The 22,292-nt window shown below is 39.7% G+C and carries 22 protein-coding genes and 1 pseudogene; 10 read left to right on the forward strand and 13 right to left on the reverse strand.

Annotated elements, in window-relative coordinates; translation table 11 throughout:
* Positions 1–61 precede the first annotated feature (61 nt).
* Both sps_RS23270 and sps_RS23275 read right to left on the reverse strand, forming a co-directional pair.
* Positions 62–790 (reverse strand): UPF0236 family transposase-like protein, encoded by a 729-nt coding sequence (locus sps_RS23270; protein WP_077754676.1) that lies wholly within the window; start codon positions 788–790, stop codon positions 62–64.
* Positions 787–1,428 carry a hypothetical protein gene (locus tag sps_RS23275; protein ID WP_077754678.1) on the reverse strand — a complete coding sequence of 214 codons (642 nt, stop codon included), beginning with the start codon at positions 1,426–1,428 and terminating at the stop codon, positions 787–789. Before sps_RS23275 ends, sps_RS23270 begins: the two co-directional genes overlap by 4 nt.
* 59 nt (positions 1,429–1,487) lie before the next feature.
* Here sps_RS23275 and sps_RS23280 point away from each other — a divergent pair, with 59 nt between their 5' ends.
* Together sps_RS23280 and sps_RS23285 are read left to right on the forward strand one after the other, a co-directional pair.
* Entirely contained in the window at positions 1,488–2,222 is a 735-nt protein-coding gene (locus tag sps_RS23280; protein WP_335695452.1) for a transposase, read from the forward strand.
* A 455-nt stretch (positions 2,223–2,677) separates the two neighbouring features.
* Positions 2,678–3,013, forward strand: coding sequence for a hypothetical protein (locus tag sps_RS23285; protein ID WP_077754682.1), 336 nt, complete (start codon positions 2,678–2,680; stop codon positions 3,011–3,013).
* Between the two features lie 395 nt (positions 3,014–3,408).
* Here the strand turns inward: sps_RS23285 and sps_RS29310 are convergent.
* Both sps_RS29310 and sps_RS23295 read right to left on the reverse strand, forming a co-directional pair.
* Positions 3,409–3,612: pseudogene (locus sps_RS29310) on the reverse strand (transposase); the annotation flags it as partial.
* A 44-nt stretch (positions 3,613–3,656) separates the two neighbouring features.
* The gene (locus sps_RS23295; RefSeq protein ID WP_218919611.1) at positions 3,657–4,574 is read right to left on the reverse strand and encodes an IS5 family transposase; all 918 of its coding nucleotides are present in this window, start codon (positions 4,572–4,574) and stop codon (positions 3,657–3,659) included.
* Between the two features lie 215 nt (positions 4,575–4,789).
* Between sps_RS23295 and sps_RS23300 the strand changes: the two genes are divergently transcribed.
* Positions 4,790–5,347, forward strand: a complete 558-nt coding sequence (locus sps_RS23300; RefSeq protein WP_077754685.1) for a helix-turn-helix domain-containing protein — start codon at positions 4,790–4,792, stop codon at positions 5,345–5,347.
* Positions 5,344–6,180: a VUT family protein gene (locus sps_RS23305; protein ID WP_077754686.1), complete on the forward strand. Its 837-nt coding sequence runs from the start codon at positions 5,344–5,346 to the stop codon at positions 6,178–6,180. The genes sps_RS23300 and sps_RS23305 overlap by 4 nt, the downstream gene beginning before the upstream one ends.
* Here the strand turns inward: sps_RS23305 and sps_RS23310 are convergent.
* Entirely contained in the window at positions 6,169–6,957 is a 789-nt protein-coding gene (locus sps_RS23310) for a class I SAM-dependent methyltransferase (RefSeq protein WP_169915891.1), read from the reverse strand. The two genes, sps_RS23305 and sps_RS23310, sit on opposite strands and share 12 nt — an antisense overlap.
* A 722-nt stretch (positions 6,958–7,679) precedes the next feature.
* On the opposite strand from sps_RS23310, the gene sps_RS23315 reads away from it, so the two are divergent.
* The gene (locus tag sps_RS23315; protein WP_237157926.1) at positions 7,680–8,462 is read left to right on the forward strand and encodes a hypothetical protein; all 783 of its coding nucleotides are present in this window, start codon (positions 7,680–7,682) and stop codon (positions 8,460–8,462) included.
* Between the two features lie 1,316 nt (positions 8,463–9,778).
* On the opposite strand, the gene sps_RS23320 is transcribed toward sps_RS23315, so the two are convergent.
* The 3 genes from sps_RS23320 to sps_RS23330 form a co-directional block, all read right to left on the reverse strand.
* Positions 9,779–9,979, reverse strand: coding sequence for a hypothetical protein (locus sps_RS23320; RefSeq protein WP_218919612.1), 201 nt, complete (start codon positions 9,977–9,979; stop codon positions 9,779–9,781).
* 264 nt (positions 9,980–10,243) lie between these two features.
* Positions 10,244–10,951, reverse strand: coding sequence for an IS6 family transposase (locus tag sps_RS23325; protein WP_077754617.1), 708 nt, complete (start codon positions 10,949–10,951; stop codon positions 10,244–10,246).
* A gap of 182 nt (positions 10,952–11,133) precedes the next feature.
* Positions 11,134–11,700: a recombinase family protein gene (locus sps_RS23330; protein ID WP_077754690.1), complete on the reverse strand. Its 567-nt coding sequence runs from the start codon at positions 11,698–11,700 to the stop codon at positions 11,134–11,136.
* Positions 11,701–12,016: 316 nt separating this feature from the next.
* Between sps_RS23330 and sps_RS23335 the strand changes: the two genes are divergently transcribed.
* Together sps_RS23335 and sps_RS23340 are read left to right on the forward strand one after the other, a co-directional pair.
* Positions 12,017–12,679: a ParA family protein gene (locus sps_RS23335; protein ID WP_077754691.1), complete on the forward strand. Its 663-nt coding sequence runs from the start codon at positions 12,017–12,019 to the stop codon at positions 12,677–12,679.
* The gene (locus sps_RS23340; protein WP_077754693.1) at positions 12,672–12,995 is read left to right on the forward strand and encodes a hypothetical protein; all 324 of its coding nucleotides are present in this window, start codon (positions 12,672–12,674) and stop codon (positions 12,993–12,995) included. Before sps_RS23335 ends, sps_RS23340 begins: the two co-directional genes overlap by 8 nt.
* A gap of 456 nt (positions 12,996–13,451) precedes the next feature.
* Here sps_RS23340 and sps_RS23345 read toward each other — a convergent pair whose 3' ends face one another.
* On the reverse strand, positions 13,452–14,462 hold the full coding sequence (locus sps_RS23345; RefSeq protein ID WP_077751956.1) for a hypothetical protein: 1,011 nt from the start codon (positions 14,460–14,462) through the stop codon (positions 13,452–13,454).
* A 744-nt stretch (positions 14,463–15,206) separates the two neighbouring features.
* Here sps_RS23345 and tnpA point away from each other — a divergent pair.
* The 3 genes from tnpA to tnpC are packed head-to-tail and all read left to right on the forward strand — an operon-like array spanning position 15,207 to position 17,431.
* Positions 15,207–15,497 carry an IS66 family insertion sequence element accessory protein TnpA gene (gene tnpA / locus sps_RS23350; RefSeq protein WP_077751527.1) on the forward strand — a complete coding sequence of 97 codons (291 nt, stop codon included), beginning with the start codon at positions 15,207–15,209 and terminating at the stop codon, positions 15,495–15,497.
* On the forward strand, positions 15,497–15,841 hold the full coding sequence (gene tnpB / locus sps_RS23355; protein WP_077751064.1) for an IS66 family insertion sequence element accessory protein TnpB: 345 nt from the start codon (positions 15,497–15,499) through the stop codon (positions 15,839–15,841). The genes tnpA and tnpB overlap by 1 nt, the downstream gene beginning before the upstream one ends.
* Before the next feature lie 27 nt (positions 15,842–15,868).
* A complete protein-coding gene (gene tnpC / locus sps_RS23360; RefSeq protein WP_077751526.1) occupies positions 15,869–17,431 on the forward strand; it encodes an IS66 family transposase in 1,563 nt (520 codons plus the stop codon).
* Between the two features lie 219 nt (positions 17,432–17,650).
* On the opposite strand, the gene sps_RS23365 is transcribed toward tnpC, so the two are convergent.
* The 4 genes from sps_RS23365 to sps_RS23380 form a co-directional block, all read right to left on the reverse strand.
* A complete protein-coding gene (locus sps_RS23365; RefSeq protein ID WP_149027344.1) occupies positions 17,651–18,163 on the reverse strand; it encodes a guided entry of tail-anchored proteins factor 1 in 513 nt (170 codons plus the stop codon).
* Positions 18,164–18,414: 251 nt separating this feature from the next.
* Positions 18,415–20,064, reverse strand: coding sequence for a DUF1254 domain-containing protein (locus tag sps_RS23370; protein WP_077754696.1), 1,650 nt, complete (start codon positions 20,062–20,064; stop codon positions 18,415–18,417).
* Between the two features lie 388 nt (positions 20,065–20,452).
* Positions 20,453–21,661, reverse strand: coding sequence for an IS256 family transposase (locus tag sps_RS23375; RefSeq protein WP_077751464.1), 1,209 nt, complete (start codon positions 21,659–21,661; stop codon positions 20,453–20,455).
* 45 nt (positions 21,662–21,706) lie between these two features.
* Positions 21,707–22,237, reverse strand: coding sequence for a hypothetical protein (locus sps_RS23380; RefSeq protein ID WP_077754697.1), 531 nt, complete (start codon positions 22,235–22,237; stop codon positions 21,707–21,709).
* Between the last annotated feature and the right edge of the window lie 55 nt (positions 22,238–22,292).

The raw sequence follows: 22,292 nt of genomic DNA on the forward strand, positions 1-22,292 counted from the left end.
AGATATGGCCCAATAATGTAGGGGCCATATTCAGTGAGGGAAGTGTAATTGATTTGTATGCTTATGCTGCTGTTTTCAACATTGCTTCACCGACATAGCGTTCCCAATGTTCTTGCCAGCTATTACTGGATATTGAAGCTCTTACCTGAAGCAGAGAGTGTAGACCTTTACGTGACCACCTCATATGTTGCTGCCGTTTACAGCGCTGGTTGATCAAACTTTCTACGGTCGATTCTGCTAACTGGCTAGTGAAAATCAACCCATTCTTTTGGCGCTGTCGGTAATCAATAATACACTCGATGTTATTAGCTATGTAGTTCATCAGCTTAGTGAGTTTGCGCTGTTCCTTTTTTTCTTGGAGGTTATTTTTTATCTCCTCAAGCCGGATTATTGCCCTGTCTGGATATCCCCGCCACAAATGCCATTTAGCACGTTTTGCTTTTTCTCGTAGTGTTTGATTTTTTAGTGAAAGATTCTCAAATTTCATGGCAATATGAAACCAGTCCAGTATTCGTGTTATATCATGGCAATGGGGCGCTATCGCATTTATCACATTCCAGCAATTATCAGCGCCGTCACATATCGCTGTCATTGAGGTATCTTTGGTCATGTCTTGCTTGATGGCAGATTCAAGAGCTGCCTGTTTAAGGTATGATTGTTCGTCGACCAATGCCGAAGCGGCGCAGTGTTTGCTGGTTAATTTTCCCCTTAAGGTCGAAACCGCACCATCCTGTTTTAACTGTCCCCCGTGGTAATCAATCTGTTCAGGGTCAAAGATGACAGCCGTCATGACTTCAAAGCGCTTTTATCAGCTTCAACAGTATTGACGTAACCTCCATCGACCTGAATACATAGCCTATCAGCGGCTTGGGTCTCGATGGAGCTATCATTGCCTGGCGATAGACTAAGATATTCACCGACGCATTCTGTGGTTTTCTTTACCCGCTCATGGTTATTAATACTCCGCTTCTTTGACGAGAGTAAAGTCAGTATATTCTCCGCATCCCGGTAACTGTGTTTAGCGCCCATTTCAGTTTGAATCCTTGCAAGATCAGGGTGAATAGCGCTACCAAAAAGTGAATTGATACTGGGTATACTTTTCCATTTACATTTGAGGCAGATTTGCTTTCTGGTGGAAACTTTGTGGTCAGTGTAGACGCCATGAAAATTGGATTTCACGTAACCATTACGGGTGATTTTGTTATTACATCGAGGGCACCTTGGGGTATCCTCTTGCAGAAAACAAGATTGTTCATCAAGGAGTGCTTGTTGAATATGTTGAAGCATCTCGACCTGCTCAGTTTGTCGGTATCCTAGATCTGCTAAAGAGCAAGGCGAAGTCACCGACTTGATACTAATGACCGAGTGAGATTTTACTTCACCAGCTTCATTTACGGTTTCAACAATGACACGTACGCTAAGATTCATATTAGGCTCGCTTATCCAGTTCCCTTAATCAAAGCATAGCCTATTTAGCATACAAATCAATTACACTTCCTGATAAGGTTAACATACTAGGTGTCGTCAATGGGCGTGAAATGTCCAACGTTATCCTGTTCTTGCGTACAATCCCGATTTCATTACGAAACAGTATCAGAGCTGTATGTTGTGATTTATACGATGGTTATATGAATGCTTGTAAAGCTGTCTTCAAAAAGACTATTCCCATTGTCGCTGATCGTTTTCATGTCCGTAAATTGTATCGAAACAGTCTCATTAGTTTACGAAAGTCCGAGCTGAAACGATTAAGAAAAGAACTCACGGCGGAAGAATATGCAGAGCTCAAATCAGCCATATCCCTGCTGAGGAAACAAAAAGATCATTTCACTGATGAAGAGAAGATTGTGATTGAGTCGTTGTTTTCAGTCTCACCAAAATTGAAACAAGGCTATCAGTTTAGTCGTCAACTCAGTGGGATATTCGACAGTCATATTTCCCCTGAGGTCGCCAAGGAAAAGATGACCGAATGGGTGAATAGCGTGACCACTTCAGAGCTCACTTGTTTTAATCGATTTATTCAAACCTTGGTGAATTATCAGGAGCAAATTACTAACTATTTCATCGCGCGTCATAGCAGCGGATTTGTTGAAGGATTCAATAATCGAGTGAAAGTGTTGAAGCGACGATGCTATGGTTTATCAGAGCCCACTAAGCTATTTCAACGATTGCTCGTGGATACCACTGGTATTACTAGATTCGCTCCTGGAGTGGCTACTTTTTAAGCATTCCACGCAAAGACGCGTAGAGCCTATTTTTTCTTGTACTTTCAACTGATATCGTGATTTCACGCGCAGATAAATTGGTACGAATATCGTTCACTTTTACATCTGATAAACCTAATAACTCTGCTGTAATATTAAGTGAATCTGAGCGAGAACCGAACATGAAAATCCCTTTTTTAAGTCATTGTTGAAAGCCACTGAAGTTTACAGAAATTAGTGATTCCACGCAAAGACGCGTAGAGCCCGTTTTTCTTATAGCTGTCCGAGTGATCAGCTTTCCTACTCATCCTTAGGTGAGTAAAGTGAGCGCCACTTTTATTTTAAGATCTTGCCATCATGACGCTCACGTTAATTTAGCAAGTATTTCGATAGATTAAAGTTGATACATCTCAGTAGACTCTTTATTTTACATTTGAAGAGCCAAGGTAATCATCAGATTAGGAAACAATTACTAAATGACTCGATTTCTTTATGTTTTAATACTTACTCTGGTTAGCATCCCTAGTTATTCAGCTATTTCAGTAACAGATTACAATAAAGTAGATTCATTCACAGTGGGAAAAGATGGAAGTATCTTTGTACTGTCGTATTCAGGATGGGGATTAAGTGGGTGTCAATCTAATACGCTACTTAAAATACCAGGAGATCACCCTCAAAAAAAAGATTTTTTCGATATTTTGAAACTAGCTATAAAAAATTCAGACCTTGAAGTCAGAGCAAATGCAAACTGTAGTTATGCTGCCAATATGATTGACATGGCTGTTTTTTTAGAAATACAAAAAAACAAATGATAAAAGTAATTGATCTGTTTCTGGATTTAACCCTCCTTACTCTAACATATATGAATACGGGGGGTTGTATCCAGGAGAAGAAGGCTTATTATATATTCTCAACAGAAGATAGTATAAGATCACAACATCATTAATTTAAAGCCCCTCCCTTATTTCAGTAACTAAAATTCATTCGAGACCTTACCAGCCTTTAATTTACAATTGAGTTAAAACTAACACATTAATTAAATGTCTGCTTTTGTTTTCATAAAGCGCAGAATAAATCAGGGGCTGTTCATACTCGATCTTTTCTTATGTGTCTCCTTTATAAACAAAGAGATAAAGATTAACTTGATTGATCTCGTCACATGATCAAATGCCCCTCCGCCACATGAGACGCAACACTTTATACCCAACGCCGCATTCAAATGCTGCATAAATATGTCGTAAGGTGAATAATACCCGAGGGAAGCCCTCCCTCTCGTGTTTAATATATGCTCTATTTTCGCTATTTCTTCTTCTGTTACCAAATTAAAATCCGTTCCTTTCGGTAAAAATCGCCTAATCAACCCATTGGTATGCTCGTTTAGCCCTCGCTCCCAGGAGCTGTATGGCTTAGCGAGGCTTTGTTGCAACGCTAAAGCATCAGGTCTTTTGATGATTATTAGGCGACTCTGTAACTTTTAGGCATACCTAGCCCGGTGAAACGATTTAATACACCGCAAGCGATCATTGTTTCCATTTTCTGGTTAGCCAACTCTCGAGCGTGGAGTCGGTTACCAAATGTGCGTTTATAACGTTGCATAGCCATCTCCGATACATTACGTTTTCCGTATTGATGCGACCGTTGCCAGGCTATCTGTCCTTTAGCAGCTATCTCTATCTGATTACGGCAACGGATGGGGTGATGAGATTCATCATAGTACAACCCTTCTCGTATCGGGATGACGACATCAGCCTCCGGAAAGTGGTTTTCCAGCGTCTCGTAGACCAGATTATCGTCGTACATTTTGTCTGCACTGACGTGGTTAACGTCTACCTGTATCTGTTCACATAGAGGCTTGACTACCCTGTCGTCCATGGTGTTTTTATCTGTTAATAAAGAGGCGTAAATATAGTGGTCATCACCCACTCCCAAATGCAGCTTTCGCCAACTTGTCTTGCTGGCAACTTGGTGTTTTTCCTGATGCCACTCATCTCGCCCATAGCGCTTGAGGCCAGTAGAATCAATAGCAATAGCCACGGTGTCATCTTCAGAATTAGAACGCTTCAGGTAACATGGCGACTTAATATCGAGTTGGGCTAGGCGTTTAGAGAGTAAGCTATAATGAGGACATATCAGTGGAAGCTCGGCCATTTCGAACAGAGAGTTGATAAACCCTTCTGTCTGCCTAAGAGGGAGTCTAAAAGTCACTCTTATCTCATGACAAATAAGAATAGCATCATCAGTATACATTTGACTGGAGCCTGTTCCATCGAAGACCCTGTCAGGATGATACCAACTCTTCTCTATATCATTTATCCAAAAATCGATACGTCCACGCTGCCTTAAAGCGTTATTATATTCGTGCCAATTACTCACTTTATAGCACTGCTTGGGAATGTGGTGACGCTTAGATGAATTATATTTATTGGGCATGAGGCAACAAGATTGACAGTAATAGACTCATGATAAACAGCTTATTGCCAGATGCAAATACCATGCAGCATCTGGCTGAAATCTGAGCGGTTCAACAACGCCGTTCATCAGTGCTATTTAAAAAAGAGAGGTTAAATTCAGTTGGTGAGAGAATAAAAATGGCTATTCATAGCCGTGGTAAAACACCATCTGACATTGAAAGAGAGACAGGGATATCTAAAAGTTACATCTCTAGAGTAATAAACAATAAAATAACAAGCCCAAAAAAACTTATTAAAACAATATCTAACCATTTACAAATATCAGAAGAGTGGATTGAAAATGGTACGGGTAATATTGATATAGATTCTAATAGCCAAATACCAATTTTTGATGTGGATAAAACAGAGTATGAAGGTTATATGTATATAAATAATATGTCTGGGTTTAATGGGGAAATTAAGTCATGGAAAGGATTTGATTATCAACCATTTAATAAAGATTCTATTGTAATAACCACATCGACACTTACAAACTCAAATGGTGATTATTTAATAAGAAGTTCACAAGATTGTACAATATCAATAGTGATAAGGGTTAATGAGGAATACAAATCTAAATGGTTTTTAAAAGAAAATGTTACGGAGATTGGAGATATTGAAAAGTATGTCATTATAGGTGAAGTTATATCTTATATATTTAGCGATAGAATAAACTTACTGGAAGTGTCTATATGATGTTCAATCTATACAAGATAAATAAAGAGACTGTAGAATACACTGATTGCAAAGGTAATGAATTTACTTCTATACTATCTAGTTTAGTTGAAACGCAGATGATAGAGTACTTTGGAAATGAGGATAAGATAAAAATATGTGAGAAGTACAGAGAGGTATATAGATCGGAACTTGTTATTGAAACTGGGCTGTGGGGATCGGTATCTGTATATAAATTATCAAATACATCTTACTTGAGTTTACTTCGATGTATGTTTTTTATGTGTATGATACTATCAGTGTTGCTTGCTCCAAGAGAAGTGGATTTGCTAAATCTAAAGCAACCAGGAGGTATCTTATTATTTTGTTTATCTTTTTTATTTATAGATACAATATGTCAATCTTATGGATATGAATCAGCAAGAAAGACACTCGTTATAAATGCTTTTTTAATGTTTTTCTCCGGTTTCATGATTTACATTTCATCACTGCTCCCTGCTTTATCTGACGATGTTTCCTATCAAGATGTTGTGTTCTCTGGTATGGTGACGCTATGTTTTATAAATGGTTTTGCTTCATTAGTTGCCGATCAAATAAATGCGATTGTTTTTAGAAGAGTAAAATTTATAACAAAAAACAAAGGTTTGTGGTTCAGATCAATATTATCAACCACTGTTAGCCAGTTTTTCTTCACCATACTATGGATCTCATTCTTTAAGTATAGCAGCCTACTTGACTTTAAAACATATATCTTTATTTTGTCAAATTTCAAAATAAAGATAATATTTGCTATCATAATGTTACCAGCCCTCTATGTTATTACTAGGTATCTATCTAAAAGGTTAAAGTATTAAATTGTTTTTTGATAGAATAGTAAATACTCTTGGCATTGATATTGTTATTGTCTTTTCTTCACTTTTGTAATTATTAACAAATTCAATCATTTTTTCATTAAAATCATTTGGTAGATGAGTAGAGAAGCACTCCTGGTTACCATATGCCTTTAATGCACCTGATTTAAAAACACTGACAAACTGATTTCTGTTTAACTCATAAGTAAATGTCTTAGAATATATTTCCTCAACATTGAAATCATTTGTCTCAAATAAATAAATATATTCTTTAATTGTTTCTAAGTGCATACATGGGAATTTAAACTCTTTTCTCAGTTTTGGGAAGGCCTCTTCAAAAAATAAATCCATCATGTTATTTATTTCTGGACACCATCTAATTTTGTATGGTGTCTGAATGTATAGCCTACCATCATATCTTAACGCTTCCCTTATAGCACCTAAAGATTTTTCATGATCACTAAACCATTGAAATGAAGAGTTTGACACTATGACATCAAACTCTTCAAAGAAATTTATATCAACAACATCTGAGCATTTGAATTCAATGTTTTTTAACGGGTAGTTCTTTAAGGCCTCGGATATCATATCTTTTGATTTATCAATTGCTATCATTCTTTTTGGGGTGGTATTCTGATAAATAATATCAGACACTCGTCCCGAACCACATCCAATATCAAGAATGTCAATTGATTTGTTCGGCAACAAATCAATCAATTCTTTTGCTGCATCAAACTGAACAATTCCATTAATGTAATAATCTTTTTCATAGTCTTTCAAAATTTAAATGTCCTTCAAAATAAGTAATGATCATATCGAAAAGTTCGATAAAAATTAGGATATACTGGGCTTATGAAATAAATGTCACTTAATTCAGTCTTGATTGTAAATAAACCCAAATAATTTATCTTTTCAATAGCAATTTATTACTATTAACTTACTCATCTTTCAGGATTTTTGCTACTATTTATTATATCTGTGCGGGTAATTTCTCATCGCTCGCTACGTTGAAGGATCTTGACACCTTCGTTCTACTACGGACCTTGCATTGCTGGTCTCTAGTTTTTTATGTTTTCTTTGGAGGGGAGCTTGAATTCACAAAATATTTTTTCTATAATGAAACCAGTTTGAAGTAAAAGTGCATTACATAGCACGCTACTACATAGTTTTTTATGTAGTGTATTTTTCAAATAAGAGTGTGTTGAAACTGACCTTTCGACGTTAAAGCATTCGACAAACAAGCCGACTACTCTCAAGGGGTCGGCTTTTTTGTGCTTGAAATTCAATAAGTAAGTATTGTTTGATCTTTGCGATCGGATCAATTACATTAGACATCAATGTTCGAATTAGTCACTTGAGCATACCTAAAAACCTTGAGAATCTAATAATGAAAACATTACAGCGCTATGGCTGCGTCAGGCAGCACAAATTCCAATTTAGACACTTTCAACATGACATTGCGATCTTAATTCGATCACATGTGCTTGTCGAGATAGTGTCTGATGCACGCCTCTAGTTCTTCTCCCGATCAACCTAAACAATATTCACCGGCAGAGCTGGCGATTAAGCTATTGCGTGAGAAATCACGTGAGAAGCGGCGTCATCTGCGTGAAAAACGCCGTGAGGCTGCGGACTGGGTGACTCAAATTAAGAAGGCGGTAGGGACGGCAGATTATAAGGCCACTGATAAAGGCTTTATCAAACAGCATAAGCTACCAGCTCACTTTAAACCGCTGATAAATGGTCTTCGTCAGTGGGTATATACTCAATTTCAATATATCGATAAAAAGGGCGTGGTGCGTTCACTGTCGGCGCGAGGTAAGCGTAAGCTGTTTGAAGTGTTGATTGTATTGATTACTTCATGTGACTTTATGTCTGGTCAGCTTGGTAAGCCGATGAAAGGGCATATGGATACGACTAAGCATGATGCATTCATGTTGGAACATGCCAGGCGTTTTGGGTATTCGATGTCGAGCAGTACCTGGTATCGATATATTGATATGCTCAAGTCGATGAATATTTTCAGTGGCCGTGAGATTAAGCTGCATGGTGATGATGGCGTGACAGTACGCTCAGAGGCATCCTATAAGTGGTTGTCTAAAGGTTTCTTACGTAATATAGGTGTCTACAAAGATGCTATTATGGCGAGCATTAAGCTAGCCTATCAAAAGGCGCTCGATAAGGGCCGTAGCTTTGTCTGGCGCCAACATAATGCCCCTGTGGGATATTGCCCTTCTCAAGACCTGTTCACCGCTTACAACCCTTCTACAGCACCACCACAATAACCTTGGTTTAGACTGACCGCTTTGATTAGCGGGACTCGATTGTGTCTGTGTGGAAATTGAAGACATAATATGTCGTTTTTTAGATGGTTCAGATCTAATCAGCTTCTTTTTTGCTGCATGGCCATGTGTTTGATGTCCGATATCACCGTTTTTTACTCAATATCTCAGTGCTTGTGGATAAGCCATGTATTACCTATATCAAGTGGGAGTAAAGAAACGGAGTTAAAACTTGGAGTCCTTCTTTTAAGCTCTTCGAGCTATAAGAGAATAAGTATTAAAAAAGAATATTATTAGAAGGAGAAAAATCAGGGGATAAGAATGCAATGTCCAATGCCTGGCAAACGCTTACGCGCCAGGGGACATGATTAAGAGCACAACCGGGAGGGTTCGTTTTGCCTACGGCCTTCAAACTACTAATCAACTTGCAGGTCCATCTCCCTACGGGGTTTTTCGCTTACGCGAATGTCTAGCAGGAGAAAAAAGCCAAATCGAAGCCTTAAAGCGTGTTCAGAAAAACATACAGAATTTTAAAAACTAAGCGCTGGAAGTGAGAATAGATGCAAAAAATAGAACATAGTAATTTAAAATAACTATTTATCCTTTGCTCTATCTATGTTTAGCTAGGAATAAGTTTCAATCAAGAAAGTTAGCTATAAAATGGTGTAACCATTCTATAAGGGTTCTCTGACTAAAAGAACGGTTTGTCACTACGTTCCCCTGTAACCCTTGCTACCATTAGGCTGTAGCCAAAAAATCGATTTTAAAAACGCCTACATTAAAATAGCTAACCAACTGAATTAACAACAAATATTTAGTTCCTGCAAATTCATATTTTCTATTGCCCTAGAAATCATGTAAACCGTTCTCACAAACGAGCGTTTGTGAGAATTTAAATAAAGTCTAAAAAATCACCACATTTTGTAGGTTTCAGGTTATCAAAAACCACTCTTAAAACTAAACTCTCAATTGAAGTCGATTTAACGAGTTTCGATAACCACTTACATCAACGCCTGTCTGCAATAGGCATATTCAAACGAATAACTAAGAACTGTTTATTGCTTACATTCGAGATAGACTATTTGAGTAAATAGCATTAAATCAGCTGCTTACGTTGGCGTATGCTTATACGCCAACGTATTGGGTAAATATGAAATCAACTACCACGTTAATTTACTTAAATATCAAATGGTTAGCAAGTAAGGCATTACCAGTTTCTAAATTGATATTTTCGCTGTAGAGCTTTGATACCAAGGGATACGGAGGATCGTGGTGACAAACCGTTCTTTTAGTCAAAGAACCCTAGGAAGACCTAGCTGTCAAAATTTGTCACTTAACCCGTTATTTAATTTAAGGTATGCAAAGGGTGAATCAGGAACATAATGTGACAGAAATTCCGAAGGGATCCCATTTCTGACAAATATCTTGCGTAACTCCTCCAGATCTTGTCGTCCATAGGATGCCTTATCAGACAAAGTGGCTACCCCTAGCTCGGTGATTAGCGGTGTATCAGACTCCATTCCCAGACCTCGATTCGGTGCACTCGAGTATTAAGCATAGTTGAGGTTGGTGCAGATGACTTCTGACCTTTTACAGTCAAAAGGCGTCTGCACACTAGGCGCTACAGCCAGTCAACTGGTGCAGTAGTCTTCTGAAAATGACAGTTGCGAACAGAGACACGATAGTTCACAAAAACGTAACCGATCAATATAGGACGGTATTGCAGGGGCTCTGTTGCAAAGATTGAGCCTAGCCCGAAAGTGCTCCGGTTATCTGGATGATTATTAATAGTTTACCAGTGCATCGGTGATTAGACGGATCTCTCCTGCTATTCCTTGACCGGATAACCAGATATTGAACTGCCCTTTTTTAAACATGTGCATCACTTCAAACCCTTTGATAGTGGCATAAGCCGTCTTCATCGATTTGAATCCTCGTACTGGATTGATGAGCCTTTTCAGTTTTCCATGATCAGCTTCTACCGCATTGTTTAGGTATTTAATTTGCCGATGTTCAAGCGCTTCAGGACATTTGCCTTCTTGCTTTAATTCCGTAATGGCTACAGCGTAGGAAGCCGCCTTGTCGGTATTGATGGCGGAGGGACATTCCCAGCATTTGAGCCCTTTCAAAGCTTTACTCAAAAACCGTTTAGCCGCCTTAGCATTACGTCTGGACGATAAATAAAAGTCGACGGTATGGCCTTGTTTATCGACAGCCCGATACAGATACACCCATTTACCTTTCACTTTGATGTAGGTTTCATCGACCTTCCAGCTTAATCCTGCTTTGGGCTTCCAATACCACCTTAATCGTTTTTCTATTTCTGGCGCATAACGCTGAACCCAGCGATAAATCGTACTGTGATCAACATTGATACCACGCTCACTGAGCATCTCTTCGAGTTCTCGATAGCTGATCCCGTATTTACAATACCAACGTACAGCCCAAATGATAATGTCATGGGAAAATTGTCGATACTTAAAGAGGGTCATGAGATCGCCAGCCTAAAACAAAAGAGGAGCTTAGCTGATTCGACGATCTTTGCAACAGAGCCGTAATGAGTTTGGTAACTTGCAATCAACCAGTGCAAATAAAGTATACCTATAATGGACCTTCTCAAATACAGCACGCCGTAAAATGCGCTGATTAAAACAGTGAGTCCTCAAGACAAGCTTTATGCTGTGTTGTCTTTTTTCATGTCATCAATAATTTTATAGACTGTTGACCGCGCAATTTTTAATTGATTAGCTATCTCCGTAGCACCAATATCCTGGCTATACATAGATAGAACTAGGCTTCTGTCGATCGTGCGTTTCCTACCGAACCTGATACCTTTTAACTTAGCTTCCTGCCGTCCTTCATTTGTTCGTTCCAAAATGCGATGACGTTCTGCTTGGGCTACTGCGGATAAAATAGTGACAACCATTTTCCCCATCTCCCCCTCAGTACTGATGCCGTCATCTAGGAATTTCACTGCAACACCTTGTTCTTCAAATTCCTTTATTAAATGAATCATGTCAGCCGTATCGCGCCCAAGACGATCCAATTTTTTAACTAAGATGACATCGCCATCCTCTACTTTGATCCGTAACAGTTCAAGACCCTTTCGATTAGTATTACTGCCAGAGCCTTTGTCGCTAAAAATACGACTGACTTTAACACCGGCATCTTTGAGAGTCTTAAGTTGAATATCGAGAGATTGCTGACTGGTCGATACTCTTGCGTAGCCAAAAAGCCGCATGAAACGTCTCCTAAATCGATTGTCGGACAGTGGATATCTATTATCTCAAAATATCGATTTAATAGACACCTTAATGGAACTGTTTTATCGCGTCCTATAACTTATGAATTATCGGACGCAAAAACCTTAGCGTACGAAAACGTACCGTTGGACTTCAACCCCCTACAACGACACCTTCGGGCAAACTGGTGTTTGGAATTTAAACTATTTAAACCATTTAAACTATTTAAACTATTTAAACCATTTAAACTATTTTGACTAATTAATAAAAATAGTATATTGTTTGTTTCAACTTAATATCTATGAAGGAAAGGTGATGACAATACTTTTAATTGGAGCCCAGAAAGGAGGGGTAGGAAAGAGTACCATTGCAGCATCAGTGGCAGTAAAACTTGCACATATGAATAAAGATGTGTGTATCGTAGATGCTGATAAGCAACAGTCATTATCAAAATGGCATCAATACCGATCGGAAATAAATGATATTCCACGTGTAAACTGCGTCTCAGCAACAGGAAATATCACAGCAACCCTTAAAGACTTAAATGAAAGATATGATGTTTTAATCGTTGATGTGGCAGGACGAGACTCTATAGAAATGCGCTCAGCGATGATCATTGCCGATGTTTTAATATCACCTTTAAGACCTTCCCAAGCAGATCTTGACACAGTCCCACACCTTCTAGAAATTTTTGAACAAGCATCAATAATGAATCCAAAGTTAAAAGGGTTCTTAGTACAAAATATGTGTCCAACTCTTCCTAGTGTAAAAGATGCTGATAAAGCAGCCGAAGTCTTAGGAGACACCAAATTAATGAAGTTATCAGAAATAAGACTTTGCGATAGAAAAGGTCATAGGGATGGGTTTGGATACGGTTATGGAGTAGAGGAATGGAAGAAAGAGACAGGTAAAAATTCAGATGCTAAAGCAGCGGAAGAAATTTCTTGGTTAATATCGGAGGTATTGGAAAATGCGTAGACCCACATCTACACCAAGTAATAAAGAAACTAACGCCTTTATCAATGCAGCTGAAGAAGGAGAACAATTAAAACGTGGCCGCCCAAAATCTGGAGTAAAAACTAAAGCAGTGACAATTAGTTGCACTAAAGATGATTTAAAAGCTATGGATGACGTTATTGAACTAGCATTAAATGTAAAAGATCCAGATGGAAAACGAATAAAAATCAGCCAATCCGAATCAGTTCGTCTTGGATTTGAAGCAGTAAAAATCATTTCAAAAGAAAGTCCTGAAATGTTCCAGGCTCTATTAGATATGGTAAAAACAGGCAGATAACTAAATTTAAGGTATTTAAGGTATTTAAGGTATTTAAGGTATTTAAGGTATTTAAGGTATTTAAGGTATTTAAGGTATTTAAGCGCTAACATTAGTTAACTAATGTTATAAGAAAAGGAATTAATAATGACTTTTTAGTGTCTCCAAATCACCACGCTGAATCCCTTCGGCCATGGCTTCTAACAATGATTAAACGATATACCTTAAGGTGTTGAATTTTATATTATTTTAAAAGTTCAAAATATAAAATTAAAACTATGCTGTTTATTATCAATAACTTAACCATCACGAGTTGTCGTTTTTTACCGCTTTTGTACTTAGCTAATTCAAGATAAAGTTGTATCAATAAAGATAAACTTGCTGCTTCAATATTGCATAGATTAAAATAGCGAGTTTATTGGCAGTTTTCCGGCGCGAAAACATAGAAATAACAGGAACCAGAAAAACGAGGTTTTTTTACTCTATGAACATATTGTTTTTATGCAAAGTATCAGAAACAGATTTACTGATAGAATCTCCGCTAATTTTATGCTGTATTGCAGCATCTACTGCTAGTTTTGTGAAAAACATGCCTAAGCTTCCTGCTGATCCACCTTCACTCGTATCATAAGCTAACGTAGGAAGCTTCCTTGAATAACAACCTGAAGTTACTTCATCCATGAAAAATATACCAATTTCACTACTTCTAAGAACTGACAACCCTTTAAGGTAAGTTGAGATATCTTTGCTATAATCCATTTTATTCATATATATAACAGCATCCTCTGGCCCAGAACCAATAGTAATGGGGGGCATTAACTTAGCATGAGATACTCCATCTTTCTGTTCAAGGACAAATTTTGTTAAAGCTTGGAATACCTCAAAATAGCATTCCGGTTTGATTTTCAATGATAGCCTTCCTTCTTGGGTATTAGATATCCCATCTTCTAGCCTTGTTAATACGAGAGAGTGTTCAGGAGCAACACATTTATAAAGGCTATTGTTTGTTAGGGCAGTATCTAGGTACTGAATCTCAACACTAAGTTTATTAGGAACTCTATTGACTATATCTTTCAACAAACCGTAATGTCTGTCTTGGTCAACACTCTTAACATCTTCATCTACAGCTTCTCTATATTGCTGATAAGCCCAAGCTTGTAATCGGTACAAAAGCCCTTTACCTCTGCGAGACTCAAAATCCATATTCTTAACACTAGTTATCGATGGATGATCCATTAGTTCCTCGCAAAATAATTCCAAATCATCAGCTACTTGCTGAGACGTTTTAATTTTATTATTTGGTGTCTGAGAAGACTCTAAAGAGATGGACATATTGGGAAGAGAACTCACTCTTCGTATATTATTGCTCATAAAAGGTAATAGAGCACCTTGACGAGATGATGTGTGTGAATCTGTATTATTTTGACAGTAGCTAGTTGATGCTCTGCGAGCTTGCGTATTTTTCTGTTTGGTCAGTATTTTATACATCGTAACTGTTGCCTTTTTATACTATAAAAAATAACTAATGTGTCGTAAGTACGGTAAACTTGTGACAAAACGCAATGTATACATTACTAAAATTCAAGTTCCTTGTAAGCTTAAATTTACTGTATTTACTGCATCATTTCTCACTAGAACTTAGCAATAATATCTTTTACTGATAACAGTCTCAGCATGTCAGTCTGCGATAATTATTAGGATAAATAATGTGGTTTTTCCCGTTGTTTGGCAACACATTAACTTACTTGGAAATTTTGAGTTTCGCCAAACAGGTAATATTATTAGTATTCAGTATGTTGCAGATTCTTTTGGTGAGAAAAATCTTAGTGCTAAATTAACTGTTCCCTTGTTGTATAAAGGCTGTAGCCCATCATGAATACAAACCAGTGCTATGTGGAATTAACCCCAATTAGTGATATTTTACAAACATCTATTTTTGATTCGATTGCACATTATGTGCCTATATAGGGTAGTGTGCCAGAGAGTAGTGCAACGTTCATCCTTATCTACAGGTGGTACTGGAATTTCTTATCGTACGTTTTCGTTCCATTGGACTTAAAAGGTCATAACAACTTATGTCTATTATGCCTAATCCAATGACAGCCATTGGGATTGATATCAATCGATAGTTCATAAAAACGACCGTTTTTGTGTAACCGATCAATATAGGACGTCTTCCTAAGATCATTTGATGTGGCTACTCTCAGGGTAAACCTAATACTGAGAATGCTCATGGCTAAACCTCATCTCACCGACGCTCAAAAATCTACCCTCCTGGACAAGTGGTGCACAACGCCTTTATCTATGCAGGACTTCTGTCATCAGGAGAACATTTCAACTTCTTCTTTCAATCGTTGGCGCCAGCAGTTAACGGTTCCTCCAGAAATCCAGGCTACCGAAGCCGACTGGATAGCGCTTGAGCCCGCTAAGCAAGATAAGCTTCCCGTGTTACCTGACCCAAAACCAAACTGGAACATTGAGCTTGTGCTCCCTGGTGATGTCATTTTACGACTACGATACTGATGTTATTGCCCAGTCCGGATTTACGCATATGGTTGTATGCCAAACCCGTGGACATGCGCAAGCAGTTTGATGGCTTAATCGTATTAGCTAAGCACCAACTCCACGCTTCTCCCATGAGTGGTGAGCTGTTTGTGTTCATTAATCGCAAGCAGACCATGATGAAGGTGCTGTATTTCAGTCGCGGAGGATACTGTTTGTGGAGTAAGCGGCTTGAGTTAGGCCGCTTTCATCACGTTGAGGGTAACGGGGATAAAATCAATCTCACCTGGACTCAACTACAGTGCCTCATCGAAGGCATTAATTGGCAAAAACAAGTGAAAAACAAACGGTTTAGTTCGTTATAACTGGCTGTTTTTGATATAATATCAGCCATGAAAACAACTATCCAGACAGCTTCGTTATCACAAGAAATTGAGCAGCTAAACGCTCAAAATTCTGAGCTGTCTGAAAAAGTGCTCACGCTGCAACAGCAACTCGACTGGTTTAAGCGCCAGTTATTTGGCCGCAAGTCTGAAAAGCTGTTAGAGGATAATCCCAATCAAGAAGTCTTATTTGACCGCCTTGAGTCTGGGGAGCAAGAGCCTGAAGACAAGCAACAGATATCCTATACCCGCTCAGCAAAAAAACGCACCGGCAATGAAGTGAATGACACCGGCTTGCGCTTTGATGACACGGTACCTACTAAGGTTATTGAACTTAAGGCGCCAGAGCTAGAAGGTGACGATGCTGAGCAGTATGAGGTTATCGGTTATAAAGAGACTCATCGCTTGGCTCAACAGCCGGGCAGCTACACCATTCTTATCTACAAGCGTTCCGTCGTCCGTCACAAAACTGAGCATTGCCTTAGCGTACAACCTGCACCCGATAACGTGCTCGACGGGTGTTTTGCTGATGTCTCTGTTATCGCCGGCATCATGGTCGACAAGGGAGTCTATCATTTACCCTTGTATCGCCAGCACCAAAGAATGCTTGATAGCGGCGTTCAGGTCAGCCGGGCTACTCTCATTAACTGGGTAAAACGGGGCATCGAACTGTTAACGCCTATCTACCGAGCTCAGCTACAGCATATCCTCACCAGCTCTACACTGGCCATGGATGAAGTACCGATGAAAGCAGGGCGTAAAGCGAAAGGTAGGATGAAACAGACTTACTTTTGGCCCATCTACGGTGAAGATGATGAAGTCGCCTTCACCTGGTCATCAAGCCGTGGAGCTAAGCACGCCAAGGAACAGTTAACAGGTTTTACCGGTGTACTGCTCAGTGATGGTTACCAGGCTTATACCAATGTGATAAAAGCACTTAATCGTGATAACGAAGCGAACATCATCCATGCCACCTGTTGGGCTCATACTAGGCGCTACTTCGATAAATCTTTACTCATGGAGCCGGAATTGGCTAAAGAGGCCTTAAAGCAAATCGCCGAGCTCTACAAAATCGAAAAACACATCCGCGATAACCTGACCTACAGCGATGAAATCCTCGCTTATCGGCAAAAGTGGAGTGAGCCCATCGTCGATAGCTTCTTCAAATGGCTCTATGACCAACGGCAACGCCCAGAGATTTTACCGAGCAACCCGTTAAGCAAGGCCCTTAGTTATGCACTTGATAGAAAAACAGAACTTAAGGTCTTCTTGAGTTACCCAGCTGTGCCTATCGATACCAATCACTTGGAGCGAGCTTTACGAGTCATACCCATGGGAAGGAAAAATTATCTATTTTGCTGGACCGAACTGGGGGCGGAGCAGTTGGGGATGCTGCAAAGTTTACTGGTTACCTGCCGTCTGCAAGGGATTAATCCTTACACTTACCTCGTCGATGTCCTGCAACGCGTCAGCCAGCAGCCAGCTTCGAAAGTTGAAGAACTCACGCCGCGAGTGTGGAAGACGAAATTTGCCGACAACCCACTCACATCAGATTTGATGCAGACTTCTTAATCTCCTGCAATACCGTCCTATATTGATCGGTTACAATAATTGCTTACACTGTTAACTTGTCATGTCTAAATTATAACCTACTAAAAAGTGACTGAAGCTCAGATAAACTCACGACTTAGCTCATTTTTGAATCAGAAAATGTCCATCTAGATAAAAAGATTATTTAGTATTTATGCTTCTTTCCCTGCTCAATCAAAAGCAGAAGAGTTACCCATGCTATTAAACATCTGCAACACGCATTTTTCTCTCTAGTAGACTTACAATCTGTACTGTGAGTAACATGATCTGCTCCTGAATAATCTTTCTTTCTAACTTGGCGTTCTCTGTGTTTTCTCCGCTAATGGCCCTCAACTCCTCCTTTAATTTCTGTAACTGTTTTTGTATTCTTTTTATCTGTTTATCTATCATTGATAGCCCTTCATCTTCATCCTTAACCCGTGTGTCTTTTAACTTATTAGCATTTAACTCATATAGCTGCTCCGCCATGTAAGCACCTATCGCTCTGCTGTTTGTAGACCCATTCATTTGCTGTATGCCCTTATCAAAAGCGCTTTCTCCATTAAGGAACTTGCTTGCTAAATCAGAAATTGAAACACTATCTTCAGAGAGACTGCTTGTAGATGACGAGACAGATGAAGACGCCGCTAAAAGGGCTGCATATTGGGAAGAAGACACAGGAAAGGTGTGACCTAAACGATTAGGTTGAACATGGTTCAGATATAGGCTTTGCAACCCGATTACCTTCACATAAACCTCTAACCATATTTTGCTCTGATAGTCAGGGTATCGGCTGAACTAGATAGGTGCTATTAGAGCATTATCATATATAAAAATTGCTAATAGTTTGTCTTGTTATGACACTTAACTTTTGAGACATTTCAAAATAAAACCAGTCAAACAAAAAGCCCCTTTATGAATAAACACAAAGAGGCTATGTTATTGAAGTTATTTACCAGACTTTAGCCATTAGCCAAAGCGCTCACTTACTTAACTAGCTCAAAGTCGCTTGGCTGCCAGGTCTTATCAAACCATGGCTGAAGTGGACCATAGAGGCGTAACATGGCAAACCAAGCTTTGCCCGGTGTGGTTTCTGTCCAGTTGGACTCAAGCCCTTTTGGTGCATCAGGTCCAAAGTACAAGGTCACCGAACCATCCTTGTTGTAGATAAGCTTATCACGTTTGTTATTCTTACTTGGGTAAGCAGAACCACCCGGTACCTGCAGCTCTGAACGTGTTTGCGGATCATAAGCGACCATAGACCAGAAGTCTTTCGCTGGCGCATCGGCAGGCAATGTTACCTTATAGTTCTTCTCACCATAAAGAATCTCCCCCTTGTTATCACCAGTCGTCATCGCATAGTTTGACCCTACCCCCGGAACTTGTAGTGCCATAGCTGGAGTATTTACCGTCGCCAGATAAAAGAACAAGGTGCGGGCATCCATGTTACGCCCGCCGTTCCCGCCATCTTTTAACCAGCGATAATCTCGGCCGATAAAGCCTGTAAACCACTGCTTACCTTCAAACATATAAGCGCTCTTATCACGAGTCTTAAAGGCGATACTACGTGCGGTGGCATTACCGACAGCTACAGCATCTTTTAAGATGGCCTTCATGCGGGCATCAGGCTCAAATGGCTTACCCTTCTCTATACCGATAGCCGCCGCTTGACCACGAAGCTCAGGGTCAATAAATGACACAGGCTCTTTTTGGATCACATGCCAAAGCTCCTCATAGAACTTGTAGTCATTAGCATGAACCGTATTGAAGTACTTGCCCGAACCATTGATAAACTTCATCTTCTTCGGGTTTTTAGCATCGGCGAGGGGATAGATTTTAAGGCCTGTGCGCCACATATTCGAGGCGTGTTCAGGCTTACCATCTTTCAGAAATCCACGTAGGATTAGCCAGTTGTTATAACTCTTAGATTGAGCTATCCACACCTTCTGTTTTTTATCACCCACCATGATGGTAGCGCGAGTCTCCCAGTCACGATCTGCCATGCCATTTTTTGTTGGCTTAAGAGCACCTTTATAGTCCGGTGGAAGAATAACGTAAGTGCCACCTTTTTTAGCGTCAGGCCCTGGTGCGCCCATATCGACAACGAAGCGGAAGAAGGCATCATTTACAGTACCAGGACCTGCTCCGGCAGGGATCTCAACCACAGTGACGCCATCTTTCTCAAGGTCTAACATGGCACCAGCATAGACGGTGTCCGTGTTTCCCGTTAAGAAGAGCGGGTTTGAGTCCATAAGGTTATCAAACACGAGCACTTCATTAGAATCAGCAACACCGAGTGATTTAAATCCGAGGCGAATACCTTCTATCGATGTGGCAGGAATAAAGTTAAGGAAAACATCAATACCACGAACAAAATCCAGATTATCGTAAACCTTAGTTAAGGTCTCATCGGTTGGGATACCATCATAGAAGTTAAGCTCGCCGATGCGTGTCTCAACCTTATTTGGTGTCATGATCTCTGCAGGGATCTTCTGGTTAAAACCAGGGGTAACATCTTTACCAGCAGAACCAGCAACTGCCATACCTGACAGGGAAGATACGACACAGCTAGTTAGTAGCGCGGCTTTAACAAGTAGTTTAGGGCTATTAGCACATAGTTTAGGACTATTTTTCATCGACTATCTCCGTTCACTTACGGTAAAGATCATAAGAGCAAATAAATTATTCTCTGTAGTTTATTAAAAATAAAAACACTTAAAAATATCAACTAACGAAACTTATTGTTCCTAATTATGGAACCCGCTAATTGCATGGTTAAGTAACCGACAGTAAAATGTTAATGAATTGATTCAAAAATACTAACTAACATCAAAAATTAATTCCAGATAATACGCTGAAAAATAAGAGTTTATCCGTGATTAGTTTGAACCATATCTGAAAGTGGCTTGTGACTAATTTGGAAGAGTCGAGATAAAAAACAAAATATCAGCGATTTAGTATCATCACTGATAGCTATTAGGCTGACGAAGTGACCCTGTAGCAGATTCTGTGTAACTACCTAAATTATATATAGTCTGCTATTCGATCTTCAAATTCAATAATAAAACGATTGAGTGCTGGTTTCCAGTTTCTTATCGGCATGGTCCACTTCTTCGAAGCTTGCATAATCGCCAAGTAAACGACTTTCTTCGCTGAGTCATCATTTGGGAAGAGCTTACGATTCTTGATTGCTTTCCTAATCACACTGTTTAATGACTCGATAGCATTAGTTGTATAGATGGCTTTCCGGATGTCTTGAGGGTAATTAAATAGCGTATTAAGATTAGTCCAGTGCCTGTGCCAGGATGCTGAGATACTAGGATATTTAGCGTCCCATTGCTCGCCAAAACGTTCCAAATTAAGCAACGCTTCCTCTTCGGTCACTGACTGGTAAATCCTCTTTAAATCAGCTGTCACCGCCTTGTAATCTTTGTACGGCACAAACTTCATCGAGTTTCGAACCATATGGACGATGCAGAGCTGGATTTGAGTGTTTGGGAACACGGTATTTATGGCATCAGGAAAACCTTTTAGACCGTCAATGCAGGCGATGAGGATATCTTTGAGTCCACGATTTTGAAGCTCTGTCAGTACATTTAACCAAAACTTAGCGCCCTCGTTCTCTGCTATCCACATGCCAAGTAACTCTTTATGGCCTTCGAGGTTAACGCCAAGCGCGAGGAAAATAGCTTTGTTGATGACCTTACTGTTCTCCCTGATTTTAACCACAATACAGTCAAGGTAAACGATAGGATACACGGGTTCTAGCGGACGAGATTGCCATTCGACGACACGCTCAAGGACTGAGTTAGTGACGCGAGAAATTAGCGTTGGTGATATCTCTGCGCCATACATCTCATCAAAGGTATCGACAATATCTCGTGTCGTCATTCCTTTCGCATAAAGATGTAAAATTTTGTCATCCATCGAGGTGAAGCGGCTTTGGTTCTTTTTAACAATCTCAGGCTCAAAGCTACCATTTCGGTCACGGGGAGTGTCTAACTCGAAGCATCCATCTTCGGTCTTTATTTGTTTGTGGGAGTAGCCATTGCGGTTATTACCAGCCGCGACCTTCTCGTTTTTTTGATAGCCTAAGTGATAATCGAGTTCAGCATTTAATGCGGCCTCAACAGTGACTTTGGTTAACATAGCCCTGAAGTCATTTAAATCGGCTTCGGTTTTAATGCCTTTAGCGGCTTGTTTAGCGAATGCTTCTAGTTCTTTTTTATTCATACTCTACCTTCCATTGACCCACATAGGGTACTGATTGAAAGGTAGTTACACAAAATTATTTACAGGCTCTGACGAAGACTTTGCATCACGGGCTTTCTTCTCAATTAACTCCACCAAGATACCAGTGAGTGCTAAAATCTGATCTTGTATGAGTTTACGCTCGTTTTCAGCAGCCTCAGAGCTGTCTCCCTCTAACTCTTTCAAGCGCTCTTGCAACTCTTCTATCTGCTCTTTGACTCGTTGGATCTGCTTATCGATAGGAGACATCGCCTTCTCTTCTTCCATTTCTTTTGCTTTCTTAACGGATTCAGAATGATGACCATGCAAAGTACTGCCCATATTTGAGCTTAGTGTATTTCCTGTATCTGTAGCTTTGCCACTCTGTGCTTTATCTGCACTAAGGGCCTCTTTCCCCTCCTCGGAAATACTGACCTTATCACTTGATTGAGTCGAACTTGCATCACTAGGCACTGAGGATATAGATGTTGCTACTTGTGGTGCCGATCCTGTAGAAATCTGGACATCTAAGGGTCTCTTACCCGCAATAATATTGAGTGTTAATCCATTAATATTCACCGTTTACTCCTGTTACTTATCGCTTCTGATCTTAACATTACGTGAGATCCTGCTC

It is taken from the genome of Shewanella psychrophila (genome assembly GCF_002005305.1).
GTDB classification, from domain to species: Bacteria; Pseudomonadota; Gammaproteobacteria; order Enterobacterales; family Shewanellaceae; genus Shewanella; species Shewanella psychrophila.